The sequence below is a fragment of the Pseudonocardia sp. NPDC049635 genome (genome assembly GCF_040659795.1).
Lineage (GTDB): Bacteria > Actinomycetota > Actinomycetes > Mycobacteriales > Pseudonocardiaceae > Pseudonocardia.
Map to the genome: position 1 here is coordinate 89,533 of NZ_JBFAON010000004.1, position 21,022 is coordinate 110,554.

Genomic DNA, 21,022 nt, shown 5'->3' on the forward strand with positions numbered 1-21,022 from the left:
CCCCACCGTCTCTCCCCCCCGGGGTTCCCACCCGGTGTTGTTTCGTCTACGGGCCGGGCCCGGGCGACCCCGGGCCCCGGCCCGTTCTCACCAGGTCCGGTAGGGGAGGAACTTCCCGTTCAGGGTGATCACGACGCGGTCGCCCTTCGGATCGGTCTCCCGGGCCAGGCCGAGCTCGAAGTCGATGGCGGACACGATCCCGTCGCCGAACTCCTCACGGACGAGTTCGGAGATCGTGCTGCCGTACACCTGCACGACCTCGGTCAACCGGTATACGAGCGGGTCGGTGGTGTCGGCCGCGGCGGCCCCCCGCTCGGGCGGCAGTGTCAGGGCATCGGTCGCGCCGGCGCCGAGCTCCAGCAGCGCGCCCGCCGCCACGGCCTGGTCCGCGGTCAGGGTCTGCTGGCCGAGCAGCGCGGATGTCGTCCACTCCGTGGAACGTCCGATCTCGTCGGCGATCGTTTCCCAGCGCAGTCCGAGGCGCTTCTTCGCGTCGAGGACGGCTCGGCGGCCGTCGAGGCGGGTGGTCACCGCCGTCACCCCTTCGCGCTGTAGGAGTGTGCCGGTACCGGCGAGCCGGCCGCCCTCGACGATCAGGTACTCGTCCCGGATCGGGCTGCCGGCGAAGAAGGACTCGAGGATCTCCCGTGTGCCGGCGGCGTACCGGGCCTGCGCCGAGAGGGTGGAGCCCGAGATGTGCGGGGTCATGCCGTGGTGCGGCATGGTCCGCCAGGGGTGGTCGGCCGGCGCCGGCTGGGGGTACCAGACGTCGCCGGCGTAACCGGCGAGCTGCCCGCTCTCCAGGGCGCGCACGATCGCGTCGCGGTCGACGATCAGCCCGCGCGCTGTGTTGATCAGGTAGGTGCCCCGCCGCATGGTGGCCAGCAGGTCGTCGTCGAACAGGTTGCGGGTCTCGTGGTGCAGCGGCGCGTTGATCGTGACGACGTCGCAGTGCGGGACCATCGCACGGGCGTCGGGGTGGTAGGTCAGGTTGAGTTCCTGCTCGACCTCGGCCGGGAGGCGGTGGCGGTCGGTGTAGTGCAGCCGCACGTCGAACGGGGCCAGGCGGCGGAGCACCGCGAGGCCGATCCGCCCGGCGGCGACGGTGCCGATGTCCATGCCCTCGACGTCGTAGGCGCGCTGGACGCAGTCGGCGATGTTCCAACCACCGTCGAGGACCCATTGGTGGGACGGCAGGTAGTTGCGAACCAGGGAGAGGATCATCATCACCACGTGTTCGGCGACGCTGATCGAGTTGCAGTAGGTGACCTCGGCGACGGTGACGCCGTGCTCGATCGCGGCATCGAGGTCGACGTGGTCGGAGCCGATGCCGGCGGTGAGTGCCAGCTTCAGGTTCGGTGCCTTGGCGAATCGGTCGGCGGTCAGGTAAGCGGGCCAGAACGGCTGGGAGACGACCACGTCGGCCTCGGGCAGGCGGCGCTCGAACTCCGAGTCCGGCCCTTCCTTGTCCGAGGTGACGATCAGGGTGTGGCCCTGGTCCTCCAGGAAGCGGCGGAGCCCGAGCTCGCCGGACACGCTGCCGAGGAGCTCCCCCGGGGTGAAATCGATCGCCGACGGTGTCGGCAGGGTCTGCCCGCCCGGGTAACCCTCCAGGTCGGGCAGCCCGTCACGGGCATAGGACTTCGGGTGGCCGCTGACCGGGTCGTCGTAGAGCACGCAGAGAATGGTGGCCATAGCTCCTCCTCGAGCTGGACTGTGATACCGCATTCACGGTTCTACGGTGCTCTCGTTTCCGCAATTGCGGAGACATGAGTCTCCTGGATCGGCTCATCGACGATGTCGATCGATACCGGGGGTTGCGCGCACCGGTGGCGGGTCGGAGTGTCGGATCGAGCCGGCGCCGTGGCAGGCTCGGAGAGCGCTCCGCATCTGCGGAGTCTGCGCTGACGCGGTGTGCGCAGATGCGGAGAGGAGTGAGAATGATTGCCCTCGAGCAGGCCAGGATCGACGCGCTGCGCGAGTCCGAGAGGAAAGCGGGGGTGTTGTTCGAGACCGCGGCCGGCCGTGGGCTGATCGCGGCCGGGGCCACCGAGCAGGAGGTCTCCGACGGGGTGCGTGACCTCGCGCGCGAGCTGTTCGGGATCGACCGGTTCTGGCACAAGCGCATCGTGCGGACGGGCCGCAACACGCTGTCGCCGTACCGGGAGAACCCGCCCGATCTGACGATCACCGACGACGACATCGTCTTCGTGGACTTCGGGCCGATCTTCGAGGAGTGGGAGGCTGATTTCGGACGCACCTACGTGGTCGGGGACGACCCGGCCAAACACCGACTCGCCGCGGACCTGTCGAGGCTGTGGGAGGACGGGCGCAGGCGGTTCCTCGAGCAGGAGGACGTCACCGGTGAGCAGTTGTACCGGTACGTGCTCGGCCGGATCGCGCAGGCGGGCTGGGAGCACCCGGAGACCCATGCCGGGCACCTCGTCGGTGAGTTCCCCCACGAGCGGATCGAGGGCGACCGACGGGGCAGCTACATCACCGATGGCAACACCGCGCCGTTGCGCCGCACGGCGTCGTCCGGCCGGGTCTGCCGCTGGATCCTGGAGATCCACATCGTGGACCGGGCCGGTGGGTTCGGTGGCTTCGTCGAGCAGCTGCTGGACATCTGAGTCGCCCACCTGGGACGCAGGGGCCGCCGCTCGGCCGACCGACGTGGCAGGGATCACCCGAAGGGCGCAACGGTCGGTGAATGCGGAGCGGGCGACTCGCCGGCCGGCCGGTGAGGTCGGGACCGTCGAGCTGCGCGCCCACCTCACCCGGACCCGGGAGGTCAGGCTCGCCGAGCTGGCCCGCGAGTGATCCTCGGGCGGACGACGGCGGGGCCCGGTCCGACGGACCGGGCCCCGCGTTCGACTGTCGCTACTCAATGATCCAGATGTTCGGGGGCTGCTCTGATGGATCACCCTCCGTTCGTCTCGATCCGGTCGCCGTCCCTGTGGCGTCTACGACTGCCGTCTCTCGATGAATCAGAGATACCGCGCGTCGACCGGTGTGTCAAGCGTCTCGTTATGAGCGCGGGAGAGCGCGCTCCGCGAGCTGTGCGACTGACCATGGTGACCGGCGTCACGCTCGCGGGTCGTCGGTGCTGCCGGCCAGGAACGGGGCGGCCGGCGGATCCGGGGAACGCGCAGCTCGGACACCGGTTCGCCGGGTGTGCCCACCGGGTCGGCGGGCCCGTCCCGCGCTTCGTGCGACATCGTGTCGGATCGCCGGTGCCGGCTGTCGCAGTTGGCGCGGGCCGGATGGGTGTGTAGCGTCGGTGCCGGTCACCGTAGTTCTGAGATTCGTTCTTCTCGAAGCACGCTCGCAGGATGATGATGCGGGCGAATCGCTGTCTTCGGTCGTGCCGGAGTCGGCTGTCGTCTGGGATTCACTTTGACCCGGGCAGCCGCAGGACGTGGTTGTTCCGTCCGACGCACCATCGAAGGAGTACCCCCATGGCACGTGGCACCGTGAAGTGGTTCAACGCCGAGAAGGGCTTCGGCTTCATCGCCCCCGAGGACGGTGGCGCCGACGTGTTCGTGCACTACTCGGCGATCGAGTCCTCCGGCTTCCGTGAGCTGACCGAGAACCAGAAGGTCTCGTACGAGGTCACCCAGGGCGCCAAGGGCCCGCAGGCCTCCAGCGTGGTCATCTGACCCGTTCCCCGTCCGGGGAATCCGATCCGGCGGTGACGCGGGCGAGGCAGCACCTCGCCCATGTCACCGCCGGACTCGTTTCCGGACCTGCCGGCCCCGGTCAGCGCTGGAGCACCTGGCGCACCGTCTCGGACGGCAGGTGGCCGAACCGCGCCCGGTACTGCTGGGCAAAGCGGCTCAGATGGAAGAAGCCCCAGCGCATGGCGATCTCGGTGACCGGCACCTCACCGGCCGACTCGAGCAGTTCGGCGTGCACCCGGTCGAGGCGGACGGCGCGGACGTAGGCCATCGGCGACATGCCGACCGTCTCCTTGAACCCCCGCTGCAGCTGCCGTCCGGTGACCCCGGCCGCGGCGGCGAGATCGGCGAGCGAGAGCTCGGCCGCAGGGTTGCCCTCGATCAGGTCGATCGCGCGGCGGATCCGGCTGCGCTGCGCCGGTCGGCCGGGGGAGTGCAGCAGGCCGGTGAAGGCGTTCGGGACGGCCAGCAGCAGCTGGGTGAGCACGAGCGACTCGAGCTGGTCACGGGCCAGCGGCATCTCGGAGATGCCGCCGGGGCGGGCGAGCTCGACGCGGAGGTAGTTGACCGCCGAGAGCAGCGACTGGCCCACCGGTGAGGTCAGGTCGAAGCCGAGGTCGAAGGCGATCGGGCGCTCGACCGGCCGGTTGATGAGCTTCGAGAGGTGTGCCTCGAGTGCCCGCCGGGGGAGCTTGACCGCGTACTGCACCGCCTCCGGGCTCCACCGGACGGTGAACGGGTCGTCCGGCAGGAACAGCACCCCGCTGCGATGGGCCCGGGTGGAGGCCTGACGCCCCTTCTGCGACACCATCGTCCGGCCGACGAGGGTCAGGTTGAGGTGGTAGCAGTCGCGCATCGGCGGGACGAGCAGCTCCGCGTCGGCGCCGTAGACGAGGTGCCCGACGGTGAAGCGCTCGGAGGCCAGGTAGCGCAGCTTGAAGTCCAGCCGCCTGCCGTCGCGGGTCTGCAGGTCGTGCGGGATGTAGACATCGGTGATGTAGTGCTGCGCCTGCTCGAGATCGTCCGTCACGAGCAGGGGTCGAGGAAGCTCCTCGGCACCGGGGTGCCCACGCATCATCTCCAGCCTCCGCGGGTTTCGACCGCCGTGGTCGGCTCTGCCCGGCCGGTCGGCGTCACCACCGGCGGTCGTCGTCAACCGCCGGTCGTTGTCAACGGTAAGTGACTGTTGTGCAGTGTCACCATCCGTGTCGCGACGCGACTATCCGGAATGCGACGTCCCCGGGTCGTCGGACGCGGTGCAGAGCCGCTCGCTGACCGGACGTGACGACTACTCGTGGTGACCGGGGGGTGGAGCGCTCGACCGACGGCGTCGCGCGGACGAGGGTGTGGCGCTTCGCGGATATCGGCAGCGCGAATGGGCTCCTAGCCTCGACGCCATGAGTGCGCAGACGCCCCAGGCGATGTCCGAGCCGGTCGCGATCGAGGCCGCGCGTATGCGCAGCGTCCTCGGCCACTTCCCCTCCGGTGTAGTCGTCGTGACCGCGGTCGGCCCGGCCGGTCCGGTCGGGTTCACCTGCCAGTCGTTCAGCTCGTTGTCGCTGGACCCGCCGCTGGTCTCGTTCAGCCCGGCCGTCACGTCGTCGTCATGGCCGCGGATCCGCGAGATCGGGACGTTCTGTGTCAACGTTCTCGCCGCCGGTCACGAGGAGCTCAGCGCGGCGTTCGCCCGCTCCGGGACGGACAAGTTCGCCGGGGTGTCCTGGAGCCCGGCCCCGTCCGGTGCGCCGGTGCTCGACGGGGTGGTGGCGTGGATCGACTGCACGATCGAGCACGAGTACCCGGGCGGTGACCACACGATCGTCGTCGGCCGGGTGCATGACCTGGGCGCCGACGAGAGCCGGACGCCGCTGCTCTACCACCGGGGAGCCTACGGCGTTCGTGAGGTGAACCCGGACCTCACCGGCTGAGCCCCGGCCCGGTCGCTCGGACCGGACCGGGGCCGCCGCCGGGGTGCGGTCAGCCGGAGCTCTCCTCGATCGCGATCAGGTGCCCCATCCGCTCCTGCTTGGCGCGCAGGTAGCGCACGTTGTGCGGGCCGGTCGCGCTGGGCAGCCCGACCCGGCCGAGGATCTCCAGCCCGTAACCGTCCAGGCCGCCGTACTTGGCGGGGTTGTTGGTGATCAGCCGCAGCCGGGTGATGCCGAGGTCGGCGAGGATCTGCGCACCGACCCCGTAGGAACGGGAGTCCACCGGCAGCCCCTGGACGGTGTTCGCGTCGACGGTGTCCAGACCGGTCTCCTGCAGCGCGTAGGCCCGGATCTTGTGTGCGAGACCGATCCCGCGTCCCTCGTGGCCGCGCAGGTAGACCACCGCGCCGGCACCTTCGGTGGTGATCGCCCGCATGGCCTGCTCGAGCTGGGCGCCGCAGTCACACCGCAGCGACCCGATGATGTCGCCGGTCAGGCACTCGCTGTGCACCCGCACCAGCGCACCCCTGGCCGAGCGGCTCGCCGCGGCGGCGTCACCGTGCAGCAGTGCGAGGTGCTCGACGCCGTCGACCAGGGAGCGGTAGGCGACCGCCCGGAACTCGCCGAACTCGGTCGGCATGGTCGAGGTGGCCACGTGCTCGACGAACCGCTCGGTGGCCCTCCGGTAGCGGACCAGGTCGGCGATGGCCAGCATCGGCAGGTCGTGCTCGGCGGCGAAGGCACGCAGCACCGCACCCCGGGCCATCGACCCGTCGGGGGCCACGATCTCCCCGATCACGCCCACCGGCTCCGCGCCGGCCATCCGTAGCAGGTCCACCGCGGCCTCGGTGTGTCCGGCCCGCACGACCACGCCGCCGTCGCGGGCGCGCAACGGGAAGACGTGCCCCGGACGGCGCAGGTCCGTGGGCCGGGTCGCCGGATCGGCCAGTGCCCGCAGGGTCCGGGCACGGTCGTCCGCCGAGACGCCGGTGCCGGCGTCGACGTGGTCCACCGTCACGGTGAACGCCGTGCCGTGTGCATCGCCGTTGTCGGTGACCATCTGGGGGAGACCGAGCGCGTCGACCCGCTCGCCCGGCATCGGTGCACAGATGATCCCCGTGCTGTGCCGGACCATGAAGGCGATCTGCTCGGTGGTCGCCGTCGCGGCGGGCAGCACGAGATCACCCTCGTCCTCCCGGTCGGCGTCGTCGGTCACGATCACCATGCGACCGGCCGCCAGCGCGGCCACCGCCTGCTGGACCGCGAGCGTGCCGGGCAGGGAGACCGCGGCCGGCAGGGGCGGGCCGGAGTGCGTCATCGTCAGCTCCAGTGGTTGTCGGGGCGCGCCGGGAGCGTCAGCCGAGGGTGAACGGGTCACGGGTGCCACCGGTGAGCTCCACCCAGACGGACTTGTTCTCGGTGTAGGCGGTGACGGCGTCGACGCCGTTCTCCCGGCCGATCCCGGACAGCCCGTAGCCACCGAAGGGGACGCTGGGCGCCACGACGCGGTAGGCGTTGATCCACACCGTGCCGGCCCGCACCTTGGCCGCGACCCGGTGTGCGCGGTGCACGTCCTTGGTCCACACCGCGCCGGCGAGCCCGAACGGGGTGTCGTTGGCGAGCGCGATCGCCTCGTCCTCGTCGGCGAAGGTGTACGCGGCCGCGACCGGGCCGAAGACCTCCTCGCGGACGATCGTGGAGTCCGGGCCCACCCCGGTGAGCAGCGTGGGCTTGACGAACAGACCGCCGAGATCGGAGTCGGCGGCGCCGCCGTAGGCGACGGTGGCACCCTCGTCCTGCGCGGTCTTCAGGTAGTGCAGCACCTTGTCGTACTGGGGGGCGTTCGCGACCGGCCCCATCTCGGTGGCCGGGTCCAGCGGGTCGCCGAGCTTGATGGTGGCCGCCCGTTCGGCCACCAGCCGCACGAGCTCGTCGTGCACGGACTCGTGCACGATCACCCGGGAGCCGGCCATGCAGGTCTGACCGGTGGCGGCGAAGACACCGGAGATCACGCCGTTGGCCGCCGCGGCGAGATCGGCGTCACCGAACACGATCTGCGGGGACTTCCCGCCGAGTTCGAGGGTCACCGGGTTGAGGTTCTCGGCCGCGGCGTGCGCGACGTGCCGGCCGGTCGAGGTGGCACCGGTGAAGGCGACCTTGTCCACTCCGGGATGCCCGGCCAGCGCGGCACCGACCTCGGGGGACCGGCTGGTGACGACGTTGATCACACCGGGCGGGAAGCCCGCCTCGGCGAACAGCTCGGCCAGCACGGTGGTCGAGGCCGGGGCGTGCTCGGAGGGCTTGACCACCATGGTGCAGCCCGCGGCCAGCGCGGGGGCGAGCTTCCAGGTCAACAGCAGCAGGGGCGAGTTCCACGGGGTGATCGCCGCGACCACCCCGATCGGCTCCCTGCGGGTGTAGACGAGGTAGTTCGGGTTGGGGGACGGGATCTGGCGGCCCTCGAGCTTGTCGGCGATCCCGGCGTAGTAGTGGTACCAGGAGCCCAGGCCGTTGGCCTGGCCGATCATCTCGCGGTAGAGCTTGCCGGAGTCGTTGACCTCCAGGCGGGCCAGCCGCTCGGCGTTCTCCGTGATCAGGTCGCCGAGCCGGCGCAGGAGCTGGGCGCGGACGAAACCGGTCATGGCGCCCCATTCACCGTCGAGCGCCGCGCGGGCCGCGGTGACGGCGGTGTCGACGTCCTCGGGGCTGCCGTCGGCCAGTACCGCCCAGGGGCGGCCGGTGTACGGGTTCTGCGACTCGAAGGTCGCCCCCGAGGCCGCGTCGACGGACCGTCCGCCGATCACCAGCTTGAACCGTTCGAGATCAGCCATCGATCGTCCTCCTCGACGTACGTGTGGAGCCGCACCCGACGCTATGAGCGGGCCCGGGGCCCGGCTATCCGCTGACGGCCGGACGATGTCCGTTGCGCGACCCCGACCGGCCTCGACCACCACGGGAACCCAGGGTGGTGTCCGGGCCGCGTCCGTACCGGGTTCGGTACTCGTCGCGGAAGCGCCGGGTGCTGCCGAACCCCCACCGGCCGGCCACCGCGTCCACCGAGTCGTCCGGCCCGGCCCGCACCAGATCGGCGTGCGCCCTGGCGAGCCGCACCCCGCGCACGTACTGCTCGGCGGTCATGCCCAGCTCGTGCTCGAAGGCGGCCTGCAACGCGGCGGCGGACGTGTCGGCGACGACCGCGAGCTCGGCGATGCCCAGCGCCCGCTCCGGGTAGGACTCGATGTAGTCCAGGACGCCTGCCACGGCGCACCGGCCCGCGGTGGCGCCGCCGCGCAACCGGGCCGTGTCCGCGTGGTCGGTGGCCACCAGCACCTGGGTCAGCAGGTACGACTCGAGCTGGTCGCGGACGAGCTCGGCGACGTCTCCGGCACCGAACTGGACGGCCAGGAACGACGCCGCCCCCAACATCCCTCGGCCGACGTCGGAGGTGAGGCTCACGCCCAGGCCGAACTCCGGTGGCGCGACCGGTTCGTTCAACAGGCTCGACAGATGGGCCTGCAGGGACGCGACCGGGATCTTCACCGCGAACTGCCCGGCGTCCGCCGACCACTCCAGGTTCGCCTCGTGCCGCGGGCCCAACAGCACCCCGCTCACCGCGGCCGCGGTGACCACCAGGGAACCCGCCTGACGGACCCGGGTGCGGCCCCGGACGGTCAGGTTCAGGTGGTAGCACTCGACCATCGGTGGGACGACGAGCTCGACGTCACCGCCGTAGGCCAGATACCCGAAGGTGAGGCGGGGCGAGCTGGTCAGGTTGAGCCGGGCGTCGAGCCGGCCGCTCGCGCGCAACCGGTGCGGCACGTAGGCACGGGACACGGTCTGCTCGGCGGCGTCGGGATCCTCGGTCCGCAGCACCGGCAGACCCGCCAGCGGTTCGGTCGCCCTCGACTCCATACCCACCTCCGGTGGCAGTTCCGCTCGGAGCCGCCTCACGGTAGGAGCCGGTGGACGGCGCCCGCTATCCGCGGAACGACCCGCGCCTCCGTGAACCGCCCCGCCGCCGGCCGGTCCCCGGCCGGTCGCTTTCCGGACAGCGACGGTCGGTGCGCGGATAGTCCGGGTTCCGCGGCGCTACCTACGTTCCTCAGCACAGCGATCGGCCGGCGCCCCAGCACGCCCGGCCTGCGATCCCTGCTCATCGACGACGGAGGACTGCTGTGACCTACACCATGCACGAGGCGGACGGCTTGCTCGGCCACTACAAGTCGGTCAACGACAACCCGGTCTTCAACGACCAGAAGCTGAAGCTCGGCATCTTCGCCGCCAACTGCAGCGGCGGCGTGGTCATGAGCCACGAGCCGACCGGTTTCCGGGTCACCTGGGACCAGCAGCTCGAGATCGCCCGCACCGCGGACCAGCTCGGGATGGAGGCGTTCGTCCCGGTCGGACGCTGGACCGGGTTCGGTGGAGAGACCAACTTCAACGGTGTCTGCTTCGAGACCTACACCTGGGCGGCCGGTCTCGCACAGGCCACCGAGAACATCGGCATCTTCACCACCACGCACGTACCGACCGTCCACCCGATCGTCGCGGCGAAGATGGCCACCACCATCGACCACATCTCGAACGGGCGCTTCGGGATGAACCTGGTGATGGGCTGGTTCACCCCCGAGATGGAGTTGTTCGGTCGCAAGCAGCTCGAACACGACGAGCGCTACGAGTACGGCCAGGAATGGCTCGAGTTCGCGATGAAGCTGTGGAACGAGAAGGGCTCGTTCGACCACGAGGGCAGGTTCTTCCAGTCGAAGGGCGCGCACGCCTACCCCAAGCCGATCCAGGCGCCGCGTCCTGCGCTGCTCAACGCCGGTGCCTCGCCGCGCGGCCAGGAGTTCTCCGCCCGCAACGTCGACATCAACCTGATCGCGCTGCCGACCGAGGAAGCACCGGAGTACATCCGTGGCATCAAGCGTCTGGCGAACGACACCTACCAGCGCGACATCGACGTCTGGACCTACTGCCTGGTGATCTGCCGGGAGACCGAGAAGGAGGCCAAGGCCGCCCAGCAGGCGATCATCGACAACGGCGACTGGGCCGGGGCGAAGAACGTGATGGACGTGCTGGGCATCCAGTCGGGATCGTTCGGCACCCAGATCGAGAAGTACCAGGAGCGGTTCATCGCCGGATGGGGCGGCCCGAACCTGGTCGGCACCCCGGAGCAGGTCGCGGAGCAGTTCGCGGAGCTGTCCGAGGCCGGCATGGGTGGTGCGATCTTCGGGTTCCACGACTACGCACCGGAGCTCAAGGCGTTCGGTGAGGAGGTCATGCCGCTGTTGCGCAAGAACGGTCTGCGGCACTGACGACCGACCGCGCTCGTCGAGGCGGCCTCCGACCGGGGGCCGCCTCGACGGCGTCGGCGGGTCGGGCGCGCCCCGGCCCGAACCAGTACCTTCGCCTGCGAACCGTGCTCGCCACGCCGCCGCGGCGCGACACGGACGGAGCCGCACCCGAAGGAGACCACGATGCCCGACGCCGCGAGTGCGGCCGATCTCGAGTCGCTGCTGCTGTCCCGATCGTTGGACGACCCGGAGCTGGCGGCGGCCACGGAACGGACCCCCGACACCCCTGTGCTGCCTGACGTGTCGGTGATCAAGGTGGGTGGGCAGAGCTTCGTCGATCGCGGTCGGGCAGCGGTGTTCCCGCTGGTGGAGGAGCTGCTGGAGGCCCGGCGGACACACCGGTTGCTGATCGGGACCGGGGGCGGGACGCGGGCCCGGCACGCGTACGCGCTGGCTGCGGAGCTGGGTCTGCCGACCGGTGTGCTCAGCTCGGTGGGTAACGCCGTGGCCGGTCAGAACGCCACGATGCTGGGTTACCTGTTGGCCCGCCACGGCGTGCCGGTGGTCTCCGGTGGCGGGTTCGAGGCGTTGCCGTTGTACCTGTCGGAGTCGCGGGCAGCGGTCTTCGCGGGGATGCCGCCGTACGCGATGTGGCAGCCGTTGCCCGAGGAGGGGGTCATCCCGCCGTACCGCACGGATGCGGGCTGTTACCTGGTCGCCGAGACCTACGGCTGCCGCAACATGATCTTCGTGAAGGACGAGGACGGTCTGTACACGGCGAACCCGAAGACCGACCGGTCGGCAAGGTTGATCCCGGAGATCACGGTCGAGGAGCTGGTGGAGCTGGATCTGCCGGACCTGATCGTCGAGCGTCCGGTGCTGGAGCTGATGCGCCGGGCCCGCCACGTCCGCAGTGTGCAGGTCGTCAACGGGCTCAAGCCGGGCAACCTGACCCGCGCGTTGGCCGGCGAGCACGTCGGCACGATCATCACCGCCGGAGGTGCGCGATGAGCGGTACGTACCCGAAGGACGTCGAGTCGGCCCTGGCCCGTCAGACCCTGCTCGACCGCGACCGGGTCCGTCCGGTCGACCAGCGCCGGCCGGTGGTGCGGATGCTGCCGAGGTTGCGGGTCGTCGTGCTCGGCGGGCGTTCGGTGATCGACCGTGGCCGGGACGTGCTGTTGCCGTTGGTGGCGGAGATCCGCGCGGCCCTCGACGGTGATCCGCTGCTGATCTGCACCGGGGCCGGGGTGCGGGCGCGGCACGTGCTCGGGGTCGGGTTGGACCTGGGCCTGCCGACCGGGGCGTTGGCGGAGCTGGCCGGGCGGGAGGCGGAGCAGAACGGGCATCTGGTGGCGGCGCTGCTGGCCGACCGGGGGGTGGCCTACCTGGGGCACGACACGGTCGCGCACCAGCTGCCGGTGCACCTGGCGGCGTCGAACGCGGTGGTCACCAACGGGTGGCCGCCGTTCGGGGTGCACGAGTTCCCGGCCGGTACCGGGAAGCTCCCGCCGCACCGCACTGACACCGGGGCGCTGTTGCTGGCCGACGCGTGGGGTGCGGCGTCACTGACCTACGTGCGTGCCGGCGAGCGGTCCGGCCCGGGTGGTGCGGTCGGGGCGGCCGAGCTGCTCGGGGGAGCGGCGGCGGAGCTGCCGATCGACCGGGAGGCGTTGGCGACGCTGCAGCGGACCAAGCACGTGCGGTCCGTCCAGGTGATCGACGGCACGGCATCGGGCAATCTCACCGCCGCCCTCGCGGGCCGGCACGTCGGGACCGTCATCTCGGGCTGACGGTGAACGGCCGTCGTGGCGGCGCGCCGTCGGACCCCGCCCGAGGCGCGAGGTGCGCGCGGCCGCCCGGCCCGTCGGTGCGCCGGAGCGGGGGAACCGACCGATCGGCCGACCGATTCGGCCGGGGCCGGGTGCGGCGACACTCGAGGCGTGAGTACCTCCCCGCCCGCCACCGCTGCTCCGAGCGCGACGCCCGACTTCACCGGGCTGCGCGCGATGTACATCAACTGCACCCTCAACCGTTCGCCGGACCGCAGCCACACCCAGGGCGTGACCGACCGCAGCGTGGCGATCATGGAGGCGAACGGCGTCTCGGTGGACCAGATCCGTGCCGTCGACCACGACATCGCCACCGGCGTCCGCCCGGACATGACCGAGTTCGGCTGGGACCGCGACGAGTGGCCCGCGCTGCTGGTCCGCGTCCTCGCCGCCGACATCCTGGTGATCGGCGGGCCGATCTGGCTCGGTGACAACAGCTCGGTGACCCGCCGGGTGATCGAGCGGCTCTACGGCTACTCGGGCGTTCTCAACGAGCACGGCCAGTACGCCTACTACGGGCGCGTAGGCGGATGCCTGCTCACCGGCAACGAGGACGGCCTCAAGCACTGCTCGATGAGCATCCTCTACAGCCTGCAGCACATCGGGTTCACCATCCCGCCGCAGGCCGACGCGGGATGGCTGGGCGAGGTGGGCCCCGGCCCGTCCTACCTCGACGAGGGGTCCGGCGGGCCGGAGAACGACTTCACCAACCGCAACCTCGCGTTCATGACGTACAACCTGCTGCACACCGCGTCGATGATCCGGGCCGCCGGGGGTTTCCCCGCATACGGCCACCAGCGCACCGCGTGGGACGCCGGGACCCATCCGGACGCCGCCAACCCCGAGTACCGCTGACCCGGCGGACGACCCAGAGAGGAGGTCACATGATCGTCGTGACCGACAACCGTTCCGCAAGTCGATTCGAGGCCCACGAGGGCGAGACGCTGGCCGGCTTCGCCCAGTACACACGTACATCGGAGTTGGTGGCCTTCGTGCACACCGAGGTCGATCCCGCCTTCGAGGGGAAGGGGGTGGGCTCGGCGCTCGCCCGCGAAGGGATCGCATCGGTCGAGGCCGACGGGCTCCGGGTGCTCGCCGTCTGCCCGTTCATCGCCGGCTGGCTGGCCCGCCACCCGGAGTTCGCCGGGCTGGAGTACCGGGCGGCGAGCAGGGTCACCGACTGACCACGGCCGGGTTCCCGGTCGCGGTGGCGGGCCACCGGTGCCACCGTGTGTCCGGCGTGCGACGGCCGAGGAGGAGATCGAGTTGAGCGGGTCCGACCTGCGGATGGGGACCTCGCGCGGGCGCTGGGTGCTGTTCACCACCGTGCTCGGGTCCGGTCTGGCGATGCTCGACGCCACCGTGGTGAACGTCGCGCTGGGCCGGATCGGCGCCGAGTTCGACACCGGCTTCTCCGGTCTGCAGTGGACGGTCAACGCCTACACGCTCACGCTGGCGTCGCTGATCCTGCTCGGCGGTTCGCTGGGGGACCGGTTCGGGCGGCGCCGGGTGTTCGTGGTCGGGGTCGTCTGGTTCGCGGTGGCGTCGCTGCTGTGCGGGGTCGCGCAGAACATCGAGATGCTGATCGCGGCGCGGGCGCTGCAGGGTGTCGGCGGGGCGCTGCTGACCCCCGGCAGCCTCGCGATCATCTCGGCCTCGTTCCGCGGAACGGACCGGGCCGCGGCGGTCGGCGCGTGGTCCGGCCTCGGCGGCATCGCGGGCGCGGTGGGCCCGTTCCTCGGTGGCTGGCTCGTCGAGTGGAGCTGGCGGGCGGTGTTCCTGGTGAACCTGCCGGTCGCCGTGGTCATCGTCGTCGTGGCCGCACGGCACGTGCCGGAGTCCCGCGACCCGCAGGCCGCGCCGCGCCTCGACGTCGCCGGCACGGTGCTGGCCGTGACCGGACTGGCCGGGCTGACCTGGGCGCTGACCTCGGCCGGTGAACAGGGCGTGGACGCGGTGGTGACCACGGTCGGCGTGGCCGGTGTGCTGGCCCTGGCCGGGTTCGTGCTGGTCGAGCGACGTTCGACCCATCCGCTCGTCCCGATGGCCCTGTTCCGGAACCCGCAGTTCAGCGCGGCGAACGCGGTGACCCTGATGGTCTACGCCGCGCTCGGAGGACTGTTCGTGCTCCTGGTGCTGCATCTCCAGGTGGTCGTCGGGTTCTCCCCGTTGCAGGCCGGCGCGGCGCTGCTACCGGTGACCCTGCTGATGCTCGTCTTCTCGGCCGGTGCCGGGCGGCTCGGCCAGCGCATCGGGCCGCGGATCCCGATCGCGGGGGAACCCTGCTCGCCGCCGTCGGTCTGCTGCTGATGGCCCGGATCGGGCCGGGCGCGTCCTTCGGCGTGGACGTGGCGGTGCCGGTGGTCGTGTTCGGCTGCGGGTTGACCCTGGTGGTGGCGCCGCTGACGTCGACGGTGCTGGACTCGGCGTCGGACCGGCACGCGGGCGTCGCGTCCGGGGTCAACAACGCGGTCGCGCGGGCGGCCGGTCTGCTGGCGGTCGCCGTGATCCCGGTCGCCGCCGGGATCACCGGGGAGGACTACACCGATCCGGTCGCGTTCGGTGCCGGCTTCCGGACGGCGATGCTGATCAGCGCCGCCCTGATGGTGCTCGCGGCCGTCCTGGCGGTGGTGTTCGTCCGACGTCCCACCGCGGGGCCGGGCCGGACGGAAACGGACACCCGCATCCGGCCCGACTCCTACGCGCAGTGTGCGATCACCGGCCCGCAGATCCACCCCGCCCCGCCGGTCGCCGCGCTGCGCCCCGACCAGGGCGACCGCGGCGGGCCTGCCGGCTGACCGGGCCGGAGCCCCCCGGCGGACTCCGTCCGACGGTGCGCACCGGGTCCGACTTCGGTCGGAGGACGTGGGCCGCCCGGCCGATCCGGAGCACTGGTCGTCGCTCCTACCGTGACGCCCATGTCACCATCCCGCGGCGGGGCCGCGCCGACACCGAACTCGGAACGACTGCTCGCCCCGGACCTCGCGCGGGGGCTGATGCTGCTGCTGATCGCGCTGGCCCACTCCCGGATGCTGCACCCCGGGGGGAACCTGCTGCACAGCCCGGCCGGTGGCAGCGGCCTCGACGTCGCGGTGCAATGGCTGCTGACGTCGTTCGTGGACGGGCGGGCCGCACCGCTGTTCGGGCTGCTGTTCGGTTACGGGCTGGTGCAGATGACCCGTCGTCTCACCGGCCCGGGCACCGACCCGGTGCACGCCCGGCGGTTGATCCGACGGCGTGGCGCCTGGCTGGTCGTGTTCGGCGTCGCGCACCTCGTGCTGCTCTACAGCGGGGACGTCATCGGTGCCTACGGTGCGTTCGCCGTGATGTTCGCCGGGGCGGTGACCTGGCCCGGCCGTCGGCTGTGGATGGTCACCGCGGTCGGCCTCGTGGTCGGTGTGGCCGCCGTCGCCCTCCTCCAGGTGGGGGTCGGTCCCGACGCACCGCTGCCGGTCGGACCCACGCTGCTCGACAGCGCGGCGTTGCGTGCCATGGCGCTGCCGACGCTGCCGATCGCCGCGCTCGCGGTCGCACCGTCGGTGCTGCTCGGGGTGTGGGCAGGCCGGAGGCGACTGCTGGAGGACCCGGACCGGGCACCGCTGCTGCGCCGCGTCGCGCTGATCGGGTTCCCGGTCGCCGTGCTGGGGGCACAGCCGGTCGCGCTCCAGGCGGTCGGTCTGTGGAGCCCGGGCAGCACCGCGACGGGTGTCGCCGCGACCGCGGTGTTCGCCGCGACCGGCATCGCGGGCGGCCTCGCGTACATGGCGGCCTTCACCCTCGTCGCCGCCCGGATCGGGAGCCGGCGCGGTCGGGTGACGACCGCGCTGGTGGCGTGCGGCCGCCGGTCGATGACCTTCTACATCGCCCAGTCGCCGGTGTGGCTGGTCATGACCGAGCCGTCACTGCTCGGCCTCGGCGGCAGGCTCGGGGCTGCCGAGGCCGCCGCGATCGCCGTCGCGACCTGGGTGGTCACCGTCGTCGTCGCCGACCTCCTGGGGCGGGCCGGTCGGCGCGGGCCGGCCGAGGCACTCCTGCGGTACCTCACCTACCGGCCTGCGCTCTCCCCCCGCACCCCCCTGGCATCGGGTTCATGATCCGCGTCCTGGGAGTTCAGATGCACGGAGCAGGCACGCACACTCCCAGGACGTGGACCATGAACGTAGCGCGGCGCGTGCCTAGGCTCGGCGTCATGCAACCGGACCCGGACGGGCGGCGCGCAGCCTGGCGGCGGCGGGCCACCGACCTCGCGCTGATCGCGCTCTCGGCCGCGGGCGGGCTGTACTCCGTGGGCAACCGGCTGGCGGGCCCGGGAGCGGTGCCACCGGCGCTGCTCTACGCGGACGTCGCGATCGGGGTGCTCGGCTGTCTCGGTCTGTGGTGGCGGCGGCGGTACCCGCTGCACGTCGCCGCCGGGTTGATCGTGTCCTGCATGTTCTCCGAGGTGGCGTCGGTCGCGGTCCTGGTCGCGGTGTTCACCGTGGCGAGCCGCTGCTCGGCCCGGACGGCGGCGGCGACGGCCGTGGCGAGCCTGCTGGCGATGGGCGTGTACTTCGTGCTGCGCCCGGAGCCGACGGTGTCGCCGTGGGTGCTGGCCCTGCTGCTGGCCACCGCGCACGCCGCGGTGGTGGGCTGGGGCCTGCTGGTCCGCAGCAGGCGCGAGCTCATCGACTCGCTGCGGGAGCGGGCCGCCGCCGCGGAGGTCGAGGCCGCGCTGCGTTCCGAGCGCGCCCAGCACGCGGCCCGCGAGACGCTCGCCCGGGAGATGCACGACGTCCTGGGGCACCGCCTGTCGCTGCTCAGCGTGCACGCGGGCGCGCTCGCGTTCCACCGGGACGCCTCACCGGAGGAGACGGCCCGGGCGGCGGACGTGATCCGGGAGAACGCCCACCGCGCACTGCAGGACCTACGTGAGGTCATCGGTGTGCTGCGGGCCCCGGTCGGTGAGGTCCCGCTGCCGGACGCGGGTGACATCGGCGAGCTGATCGGGGAGACGGTCCGCGCCGGGACGCCGGTCGAGCTGCACGACGGGCACGGGGTGACGAGCGGAGGGCGACCGGTCCCGGCGACCGCGGGCCGCACCCTCTACCGGTTCGTCCAGGAGGGCCTGACCAACGCCCGCAAGCACGCCCCCGGTGCCGCGGTCGTCGTGCGCATCACGGGTGAACCCGGGGTCCGGCTCGAGGCCGAGGTGGAGAACGCCGCACCGCCGGGGGCTGCACGGCCGGTGCCGGCCGGGGCGGGGGAAGGTCTGCGCGGCCTCGCCGAACGGGCGACGCTCGTCGGCGGCGAGCTCGACCACGGCCCGACCGCGTCGGGCGGCTGGCGGGTCCGGATGCGGCTACCGTGGCCGGCGTGACCGACACGCCCGGCCCGACCGTCGACGTACTCGTCGTCGACGACGACCCGGTGGTCCGCTTCGGACTCACCATGATGCTTCGCGGTGCGCCCGACCTGCGGGTGGTCGCCGAGGCGGGGGACGGTGCCGAGGCGATCGAGCTCGCCGGGCGGCACGCGCCGCACGTGGTGCTGATGGACATCCGGATGCCGGGCACCGACGGGCTCACCGCGACCGAGGCGTTGCGCCGCAGGCCGGGGGCGCCGCAGGTCGTCGTGCTCACCACCTTCGACGCCGACGAGCACGTGCTGCGCGCGCTGCGGGCCGGTGCCGCCGGGTTCCTGCTCAAGGACACCCCGCCGGACGAGCTGGTGCTCGCCGTCCGGCACGCCGCACAGGGCCGCCCCGTGCTCTCCCCCGAGGTGACCCGGCGGCTCATCGACCACGTCGCCGGGTCCACACAGGACAGCACGCGGAACGCCGCCCGGCACCGGCTCGGGCTGCTCGCGGACCGGGAGCGCGCCGTCGCGCTGGAGCTGGGCGCCGGGCGGTCCAACGCCGAGATTGCCGCGCGGCACCACATCAGCGTCGCCACGGTCAAGACGCACGTCTCCGCGATCCTGACCAAGCTGGATCTCAACAACCGGGTGCAGGTGGCGCTGCTCGTGCACGACGCGGGGATCTCCCCACCCGCCTGAACCGCGGGTTCACGCCGGGTCCAGCAACCGCTGGACCCGGTCGGCGACGTCGTCGTGGCCCGCACGGAGCTCCCGCAGCGCGGTGCTCTCGTCGGCGAACCGTCGGCCGCGCGGGCCCAGCACCCGGGAGATGGTGCCGACCACCGAGCGGTCCGCCTCGGACAGCTCGGCGTCCGCCGGCCCGGCCGGCGCACCGCGCTGCAGGAGCAGGCTCAGCTCCGTCCGGACCCGCTGCAGCTGCTCCACGGTGGCGGCGAGCTCGGAGTCGAGGTGCCGCAGCGCCTGCTGCGGATGGTGGTCGTCGTCACCCAGCTCGGCGATCCGGGCCAGCGAGAAGCCGCGGTCGACCATCCGCCTGATCCGCAGCAACCGGATCAGATGGGGGATGCCGTACTGCTTGTAGCCGTTGGGGCCACGCTCGGGCTCGGCGAGCAACCCGACGTGGTGGTAGTGCCGCACCGTCCGCAGGGTGATGCCCGCCAGCTCGGCGACCTCACGAGTGCTCCAGGACATGGGCACCACCCGACACCGTGCCGTAACGGCAGGGTCAAGAGGTTCCGCCCGGGAGGGTCAGCCGGCGAGCCGGCGCACCGGTCCCGTGGTGGCGGGGAGCCCGGGCCGCGACCGCAGGTCGGCGAGGATCCACTCGGCGACGATCGGGAGCCGGCCGTCGCGGCCGGTGACCGCCGGGTCGGACTGCAGCCCGCAGGCCCGCACGCCGCCCACCGGGCGCAGGTAGGTGACGATCCCGCGGCCCTCGGCGGCGAACCGGGCCATCGCCGCGGTGAGCGAGTGACCGCACTCGCAGGAACTCGCCCGCAGCACGTCGCCGCTGAGGCACTCGACGTGCACGTGCACGGGGGTGTCCGCGGTGACGTCCTCGAGCTCCCCGGCCACCAGCGCGACGTGCTCGGCGCCGTCGGTGCCCCGGTAGCCGACGGCCCGGAAGTAACCGTGCTCGGTCGGCAGCGCGGTGGTGACGACCCGCTCGACCTGGGCCTCGGTGCGCAGCCGGTACCGGATGATGTCGTCCACCGACACCAGCACCAGGCCGTGCTCGGCGGCGAAGCGGCCGAGCTCCGCGCCGCGGGCCATCGTGCCGGGGCGTTCGGTCGAGACGATCTCGCAGAGCGCTCCGGCGGGCGGCAGCCCGGCGAGCCGGGCCAGGTCGACGGCGGACTCGGTGTGCCCCGGCCTGGTCAGCACACCCCCGGGGCGGGCCCGCAGCGGCACGACGTGCCCGGGACGGACGAAGTCACGCGGGACCGACGACGGCGCGGCGAGGGCGGCGATCGTCGCGGCCCGCGAGACCGCGGAGATCCCGGTCCCGGTGCCTGCCAGGTCGACGGTGACCCGGTAGGCGGTGCTGAACCGGTCGCCGTCGCGATGGTGCATCGGGGGGAGGTCGAGCCGGTCGCACTCGCCGTCGGGAAGGGCGACGCAGACGAACCCGGAGGTGTGCCGCACCGTGAAGGCGACCAGCGGCGGGGTGGCGAGGGCGGCCGCGAAGATCAGGTCGCCCTCGTCCTCCCGGTCGGCGTCGTCGACCACCACGACCGGCTCACCTGCGGCGATCGCCGCCAGGGCGGCACGCATGCGGGCCCCGGCCGGATCGGCGTCCTGCGGGGCGGCAGGGGAGGGGACGCTGTCGAGCGGCTTCACGGTGGGCTCCGGTGTCAGATCGCGGCCAGGCGCCGGTACCGGCTGCCGTGGAAGACCAGGGGAGGGGTCGCCGGATCGGCCCGGATGCCGTGCACGTTCAGCAGGACGATGTCGTGGTCGCCGCTGGGGACCTCGGCGTGGACGGTGCAGTCCAGCCAGAGCGTCGCGCCGTCGATGAACAGCGCCCCGTCGGGAGCGACCGTGACGCCGGTGCCGGCGAACCGGTCACCGGTCTTGCTGGCCAGCCGTGCACAGGCGTCGTCCTGCCCCTCGGCGAGAACGCTCAGCCCGAGGCGCGGGAGCCCGCGCAGCTTCGGCCAGGTCGTCGAGCTGTGCTGCATGCACACCGACACCAGCGGTGGCTCCATGGACACCGAGGTGAAGGAGCTCGCGGCCAGCCCGACCGGGACGCCGTCGACCTCGGCGCACACCGCCGTCACACCCGACGGGAAACAACCGAAGGCCTGGCGGAGCTGATTGCCGGCGGTCACCGGCTCGATCACGGACATCGCTGCCTCTCCCTCCGACGCAAGCGGCATTGCCTACGCCCCATAACCGAACGCTAGTCCGGAGACCAGCGCTGCAACTGTTCTGAA

The 21,022-nt window shown here is 72.2% G+C and carries 21 protein-coding genes; 13 read left to right on the forward strand and 8 right to left on the reverse strand.

Annotated elements, in window-relative coordinates:
• Positions 1-87: 87 nt before the first annotated feature.
• Entirely contained in the window at positions 88-1,695 is a 1,608-nt protein-coding gene (locus AB0J24_RS07045) for an NAD-dependent formate dehydrogenase (protein ID WP_358676696.1), read from the reverse strand.
• Between the two features lie 245 nt (positions 1,696-1,940).
• Between AB0J24_RS07045 and AB0J24_RS07050 the strand changes: the two genes are divergently transcribed.
• Positions 1,941-2,630 carry a M24 family metallopeptidase gene (locus AB0J24_RS07050; protein ID WP_358676698.1) on the forward strand — a complete coding sequence of 230 codons (690 nt, stop codon included), beginning with the start codon at positions 1,941-1,943 and terminating at the stop codon, positions 2,628-2,630.
• A gap of 828 nt (positions 2,631-3,458) precedes the next feature.
• A complete protein-coding gene (locus AB0J24_RS07055; RefSeq protein ID WP_358676700.1) occupies positions 3,459-3,659 on the forward strand; it encodes a cold-shock protein in 201 nt (66 codons plus the stop codon).
• A gap of 100 nt (positions 3,660-3,759) precedes the next feature.
• Here the strand turns inward: AB0J24_RS07055 and AB0J24_RS07060 are convergent, their stop codons facing one another.
• Positions 3,760-4,707 carry an AraC family transcriptional regulator gene (locus tag AB0J24_RS07060; RefSeq protein ID WP_358676702.1) on the reverse strand — a complete coding sequence of 316 codons (948 nt, stop codon included), beginning with the start codon at positions 4,705-4,707 and terminating at the stop codon, positions 3,760-3,762.
• A 367-nt stretch (positions 4,708-5,074) separates the two neighbouring features.
• On the opposite strand from AB0J24_RS07060, the gene AB0J24_RS07065 reads away from it, so the two are divergent.
• Positions 5,075-5,605: a flavin reductase family protein gene (locus tag AB0J24_RS07065; RefSeq protein WP_358676704.1), complete on the forward strand. Its 531-nt coding sequence runs from the start codon at positions 5,075-5,077 to the stop codon at positions 5,603-5,605.
• 49 nt (positions 5,606-5,654) lie between these two features.
• Here the strand turns inward: AB0J24_RS07065 and AB0J24_RS07070 are convergent, their stop codons facing one another.
• From AB0J24_RS07070 to AB0J24_RS07080, 3 genes are all read right to left on the reverse strand, one after another.
• Positions 5,655-6,923 carry a bifunctional 3,4-dihydroxy-2-butanone-4-phosphate synthase/GTP cyclohydrolase II gene (locus AB0J24_RS07070; RefSeq protein ID WP_358676707.1) on the reverse strand — a complete coding sequence of 423 codons (1,269 nt, stop codon included), beginning with the start codon at positions 6,921-6,923 and terminating at the stop codon, positions 5,655-5,657.
• A 37-nt stretch (positions 6,924-6,960) separates the two neighbouring features.
• Entirely contained in the window at positions 6,961-8,436 is a 1,476-nt protein-coding gene (locus tag AB0J24_RS07075; RefSeq protein WP_358676710.1) for an aldehyde dehydrogenase, read from the reverse strand.
• A 64-nt stretch (positions 8,437-8,500) separates the two neighbouring features.
• Positions 8,501-9,517, reverse strand: coding sequence for an AraC family transcriptional regulator (locus tag AB0J24_RS07080; RefSeq protein WP_358676713.1), 1,017 nt, complete (start codon positions 9,515-9,517; stop codon positions 8,501-8,503).
• 263 nt (positions 9,518-9,780) lie between these two features.
• Between AB0J24_RS07080 and AB0J24_RS07085 the strand changes: the two genes are divergently transcribed.
• The 10 genes from AB0J24_RS07085 to AB0J24_RS07130 all read left to right on the forward strand — a co-directional run bounded on the left by AB0J24_RS07085 (position 9,781) and on the right by AB0J24_RS07130 (position 18,764).
• Positions 9,781-10,920 carry an LLM class flavin-dependent oxidoreductase gene (locus AB0J24_RS07085; protein ID WP_358676716.1) on the forward strand — a complete coding sequence of 380 codons (1,140 nt, stop codon included), beginning with the start codon at positions 9,781-9,783 and terminating at the stop codon, positions 10,918-10,920.
• Positions 10,921-11,082: 162 nt separating this feature from the next.
• Positions 11,083-11,910, forward strand: coding sequence for a uridine kinase (locus AB0J24_RS07090; RefSeq protein ID WP_358676719.1), 828 nt, complete (start codon positions 11,083-11,085; stop codon positions 11,908-11,910).
• Positions 11,907-12,692, forward strand: coding sequence for a molybdenum storage protein subunit alpha (locus tag AB0J24_RS07095; protein ID WP_358676722.1), 786 nt, complete (start codon positions 11,907-11,909; stop codon positions 12,690-12,692). Before AB0J24_RS07090 ends, AB0J24_RS07095 begins: the two co-directional genes overlap by 4 nt.
• A 216-nt stretch (positions 12,693-12,908) precedes the next feature.
• Positions 12,909-13,586, forward strand: a complete 678-nt coding sequence (locus AB0J24_RS07100; protein ID WP_358677366.1) for a flavodoxin family protein — start codon at positions 12,909-12,911, stop codon at positions 13,584-13,586.
• A 29-nt stretch (positions 13,587-13,615) separates the two neighbouring features.
• Positions 13,616-13,915 (forward strand): GNAT family N-acetyltransferase, encoded by a 300-nt coding sequence (locus AB0J24_RS07105; RefSeq protein WP_358676724.1) that lies wholly within the window; start codon positions 13,616-13,618, stop codon positions 13,913-13,915.
• Between the two features lie 82 nt (positions 13,916-13,997).
• Entirely contained in the window at positions 13,998-15,041 is a 1,044-nt protein-coding gene (locus tag AB0J24_RS07110) for a DHA2 family efflux MFS transporter permease subunit (protein WP_358676727.1), read from the forward strand.
• Positions 15,041-15,529, forward strand: coding sequence for a hypothetical protein (locus tag AB0J24_RS07115; RefSeq protein WP_358676729.1), 489 nt, complete (start codon positions 15,041-15,043; stop codon positions 15,527-15,529). The genes AB0J24_RS07110 and AB0J24_RS07115 overlap by 1 nt, the downstream gene beginning before the upstream one ends.
• A gap of 120 nt (positions 15,530-15,649) precedes the next feature.
• Positions 15,650-16,825, forward strand: a complete 1,176-nt coding sequence (locus tag AB0J24_RS07120) for a DUF418 domain-containing protein (protein WP_358676732.1) — start codon at positions 15,650-15,652, stop codon at positions 16,823-16,825.
• 95 nt (positions 16,826-16,920) lie between these two features.
• Complete coding sequence (locus AB0J24_RS07125; protein ID WP_358676735.1) at positions 16,921-18,087, forward strand: histidine kinase; 1,167 nt, start codon at positions 16,921-16,923, stop codon at positions 18,085-18,087.
• Complete coding sequence (locus AB0J24_RS07130) at positions 18,075-18,764, forward strand: response regulator transcription factor (protein WP_358676738.1); 690 nt, start codon at positions 18,075-18,077, stop codon at positions 18,762-18,764. The genes AB0J24_RS07125 and AB0J24_RS07130 overlap by 13 nt, the downstream gene beginning before the upstream one ends.
• 9 nt (positions 18,765-18,773) lie before the next feature.
• Here the strand turns inward: AB0J24_RS07130 and AB0J24_RS07135 are convergent, their stop codons facing one another.
• The 3 genes from AB0J24_RS07135 to AB0J24_RS07145 all read right to left on the reverse strand — a co-directional run bounded on the left by AB0J24_RS07135 (position 18,774) and on the right by AB0J24_RS07145 (position 20,935).
• Positions 18,774-19,277 carry a MerR family transcriptional regulator gene (locus AB0J24_RS07135; RefSeq protein WP_358676741.1) on the reverse strand — a complete coding sequence of 168 codons (504 nt, stop codon included), beginning with the start codon at positions 19,275-19,277 and terminating at the stop codon, positions 18,774-18,776.
• 57 nt (positions 19,278-19,334) lie between these two features.
• A complete protein-coding gene (gene ribB, locus AB0J24_RS07140; protein ID WP_358677369.1) occupies positions 19,335-20,360 on the reverse strand; it encodes a 3,4-dihydroxy-2-butanone-4-phosphate synthase in 1,026 nt (341 codons plus the stop codon).
• Positions 20,361-20,440: 80 nt separating this feature from the next.
• A complete protein-coding gene (locus tag AB0J24_RS07145) occupies positions 20,441-20,935 on the reverse strand; it encodes a flavin reductase family protein (protein WP_358676744.1) in 495 nt (164 codons plus the stop codon).
• Positions 20,936-21,022: the final 87 nt, after the last annotated feature.

What these genes read in the sequence shown, in the direction of transcription:
- AB0J24_RS07090 (WP_358676719.1), top strand. Translation starts at nt 11,083, where the DNA reads ATGCCCGACGCCGCGAGTGCGGCCGATCTCGAGTCGCTGCTGCTGTCC.
- AB0J24_RS07135 (WP_358676741.1), bottom strand. Translation starts at nt 19,277, where the DNA reads ATGTCCTGGAGCACTCGTGAGGTCGCCGAGCTGGCGGGCATCACCCTG.
- ribB (WP_358677369.1), bottom strand. Translation starts at nt 20,360, where the DNA reads ATGCGTGCCGCCCTGGCGGCGATCGCCGCAGGTGAGCCGGTCGTGGTG.
- AB0J24_RS07145 (WP_358676744.1), bottom strand. Translation starts at nt 20,935, where the DNA reads ATGTCCGTGATCGAGCCGGTGACCGCCGGCAATCAGCTCCGCCAGGCC.
- AB0J24_RS07105 (WP_358676724.1), top strand. Translation starts at nt 13,616, where the DNA reads ATGATCGTCGTGACCGACAACCGTTCCGCAAGTCGATTCGAGGCCCAC.
- AB0J24_RS07125 (WP_358676735.1), top strand. Translation starts at nt 16,921, where the DNA reads ATGCAACCGGACCCGGACGGGCGGCGCGCAGCCTGGCGGCGGCGGGCC.
- AB0J24_RS07070 (WP_358676707.1), bottom strand. Translation starts at nt 6,923, where the DNA reads ATGACGCACTCCGGCCCGCCCCTGCCGGCCGCGGTCTCCCTGCCCGGC.
- AB0J24_RS07055 (WP_358676700.1), top strand. Translation starts at nt 3,459, where the DNA reads ATGGCACGTGGCACCGTGAAGTGGTTCAACGCCGAGAAGGGCTTCGGC.
- AB0J24_RS07120 (WP_358676732.1), top strand. Translation starts at nt 15,650, where the DNA reads ATGTCACCATCCCGCGGCGGGGCCGCGCCGACACCGAACTCGGAACGA.
- AB0J24_RS07065 (WP_358676704.1), top strand. Translation starts at nt 5,075, where the DNA reads ATGAGTGCGCAGACGCCCCAGGCGATGTCCGAGCCGGTCGCGATCGAG.
- AB0J24_RS07115 (WP_358676729.1), top strand. Translation starts at nt 15,041, where the DNA reads ATGGCCCGGATCGGGCCGGGCGCGTCCTTCGGCGTGGACGTGGCGGTG.
- AB0J24_RS07050 (WP_358676698.1), top strand. Translation starts at nt 1,941, where the DNA reads ATGATTGCCCTCGAGCAGGCCAGGATCGACGCGCTGCGCGAGTCCGAG.
- AB0J24_RS07095 (WP_358676722.1), top strand. Translation starts at nt 11,907, where the DNA reads ATGAGCGGTACGTACCCGAAGGACGTCGAGTCGGCCCTGGCCCGTCAG.
- AB0J24_RS07045 (WP_358676696.1), bottom strand. Translation starts at nt 1,695, where the DNA reads ATGGCCACCATTCTCTGCGTGCTCTACGACGACCCGGTCAGCGGCCAC.
- AB0J24_RS07080 (WP_358676713.1), bottom strand. Translation starts at nt 9,517, where the DNA reads ATGGAGTCGAGGGCGACCGAACCGCTGGCGGGTCTGCCGGTGCTGCGG.
- AB0J24_RS07075 (WP_358676710.1), bottom strand. Translation starts at nt 8,436, where the DNA reads ATGGCTGATCTCGAACGGTTCAAGCTGGTGATCGGCGGACGGTCCGTC.
- AB0J24_RS07100 (WP_358677366.1), top strand. Translation starts at nt 12,909, where the DNA reads ATGTACATCAACTGCACCCTCAACCGTTCGCCGGACCGCAGCCACACC.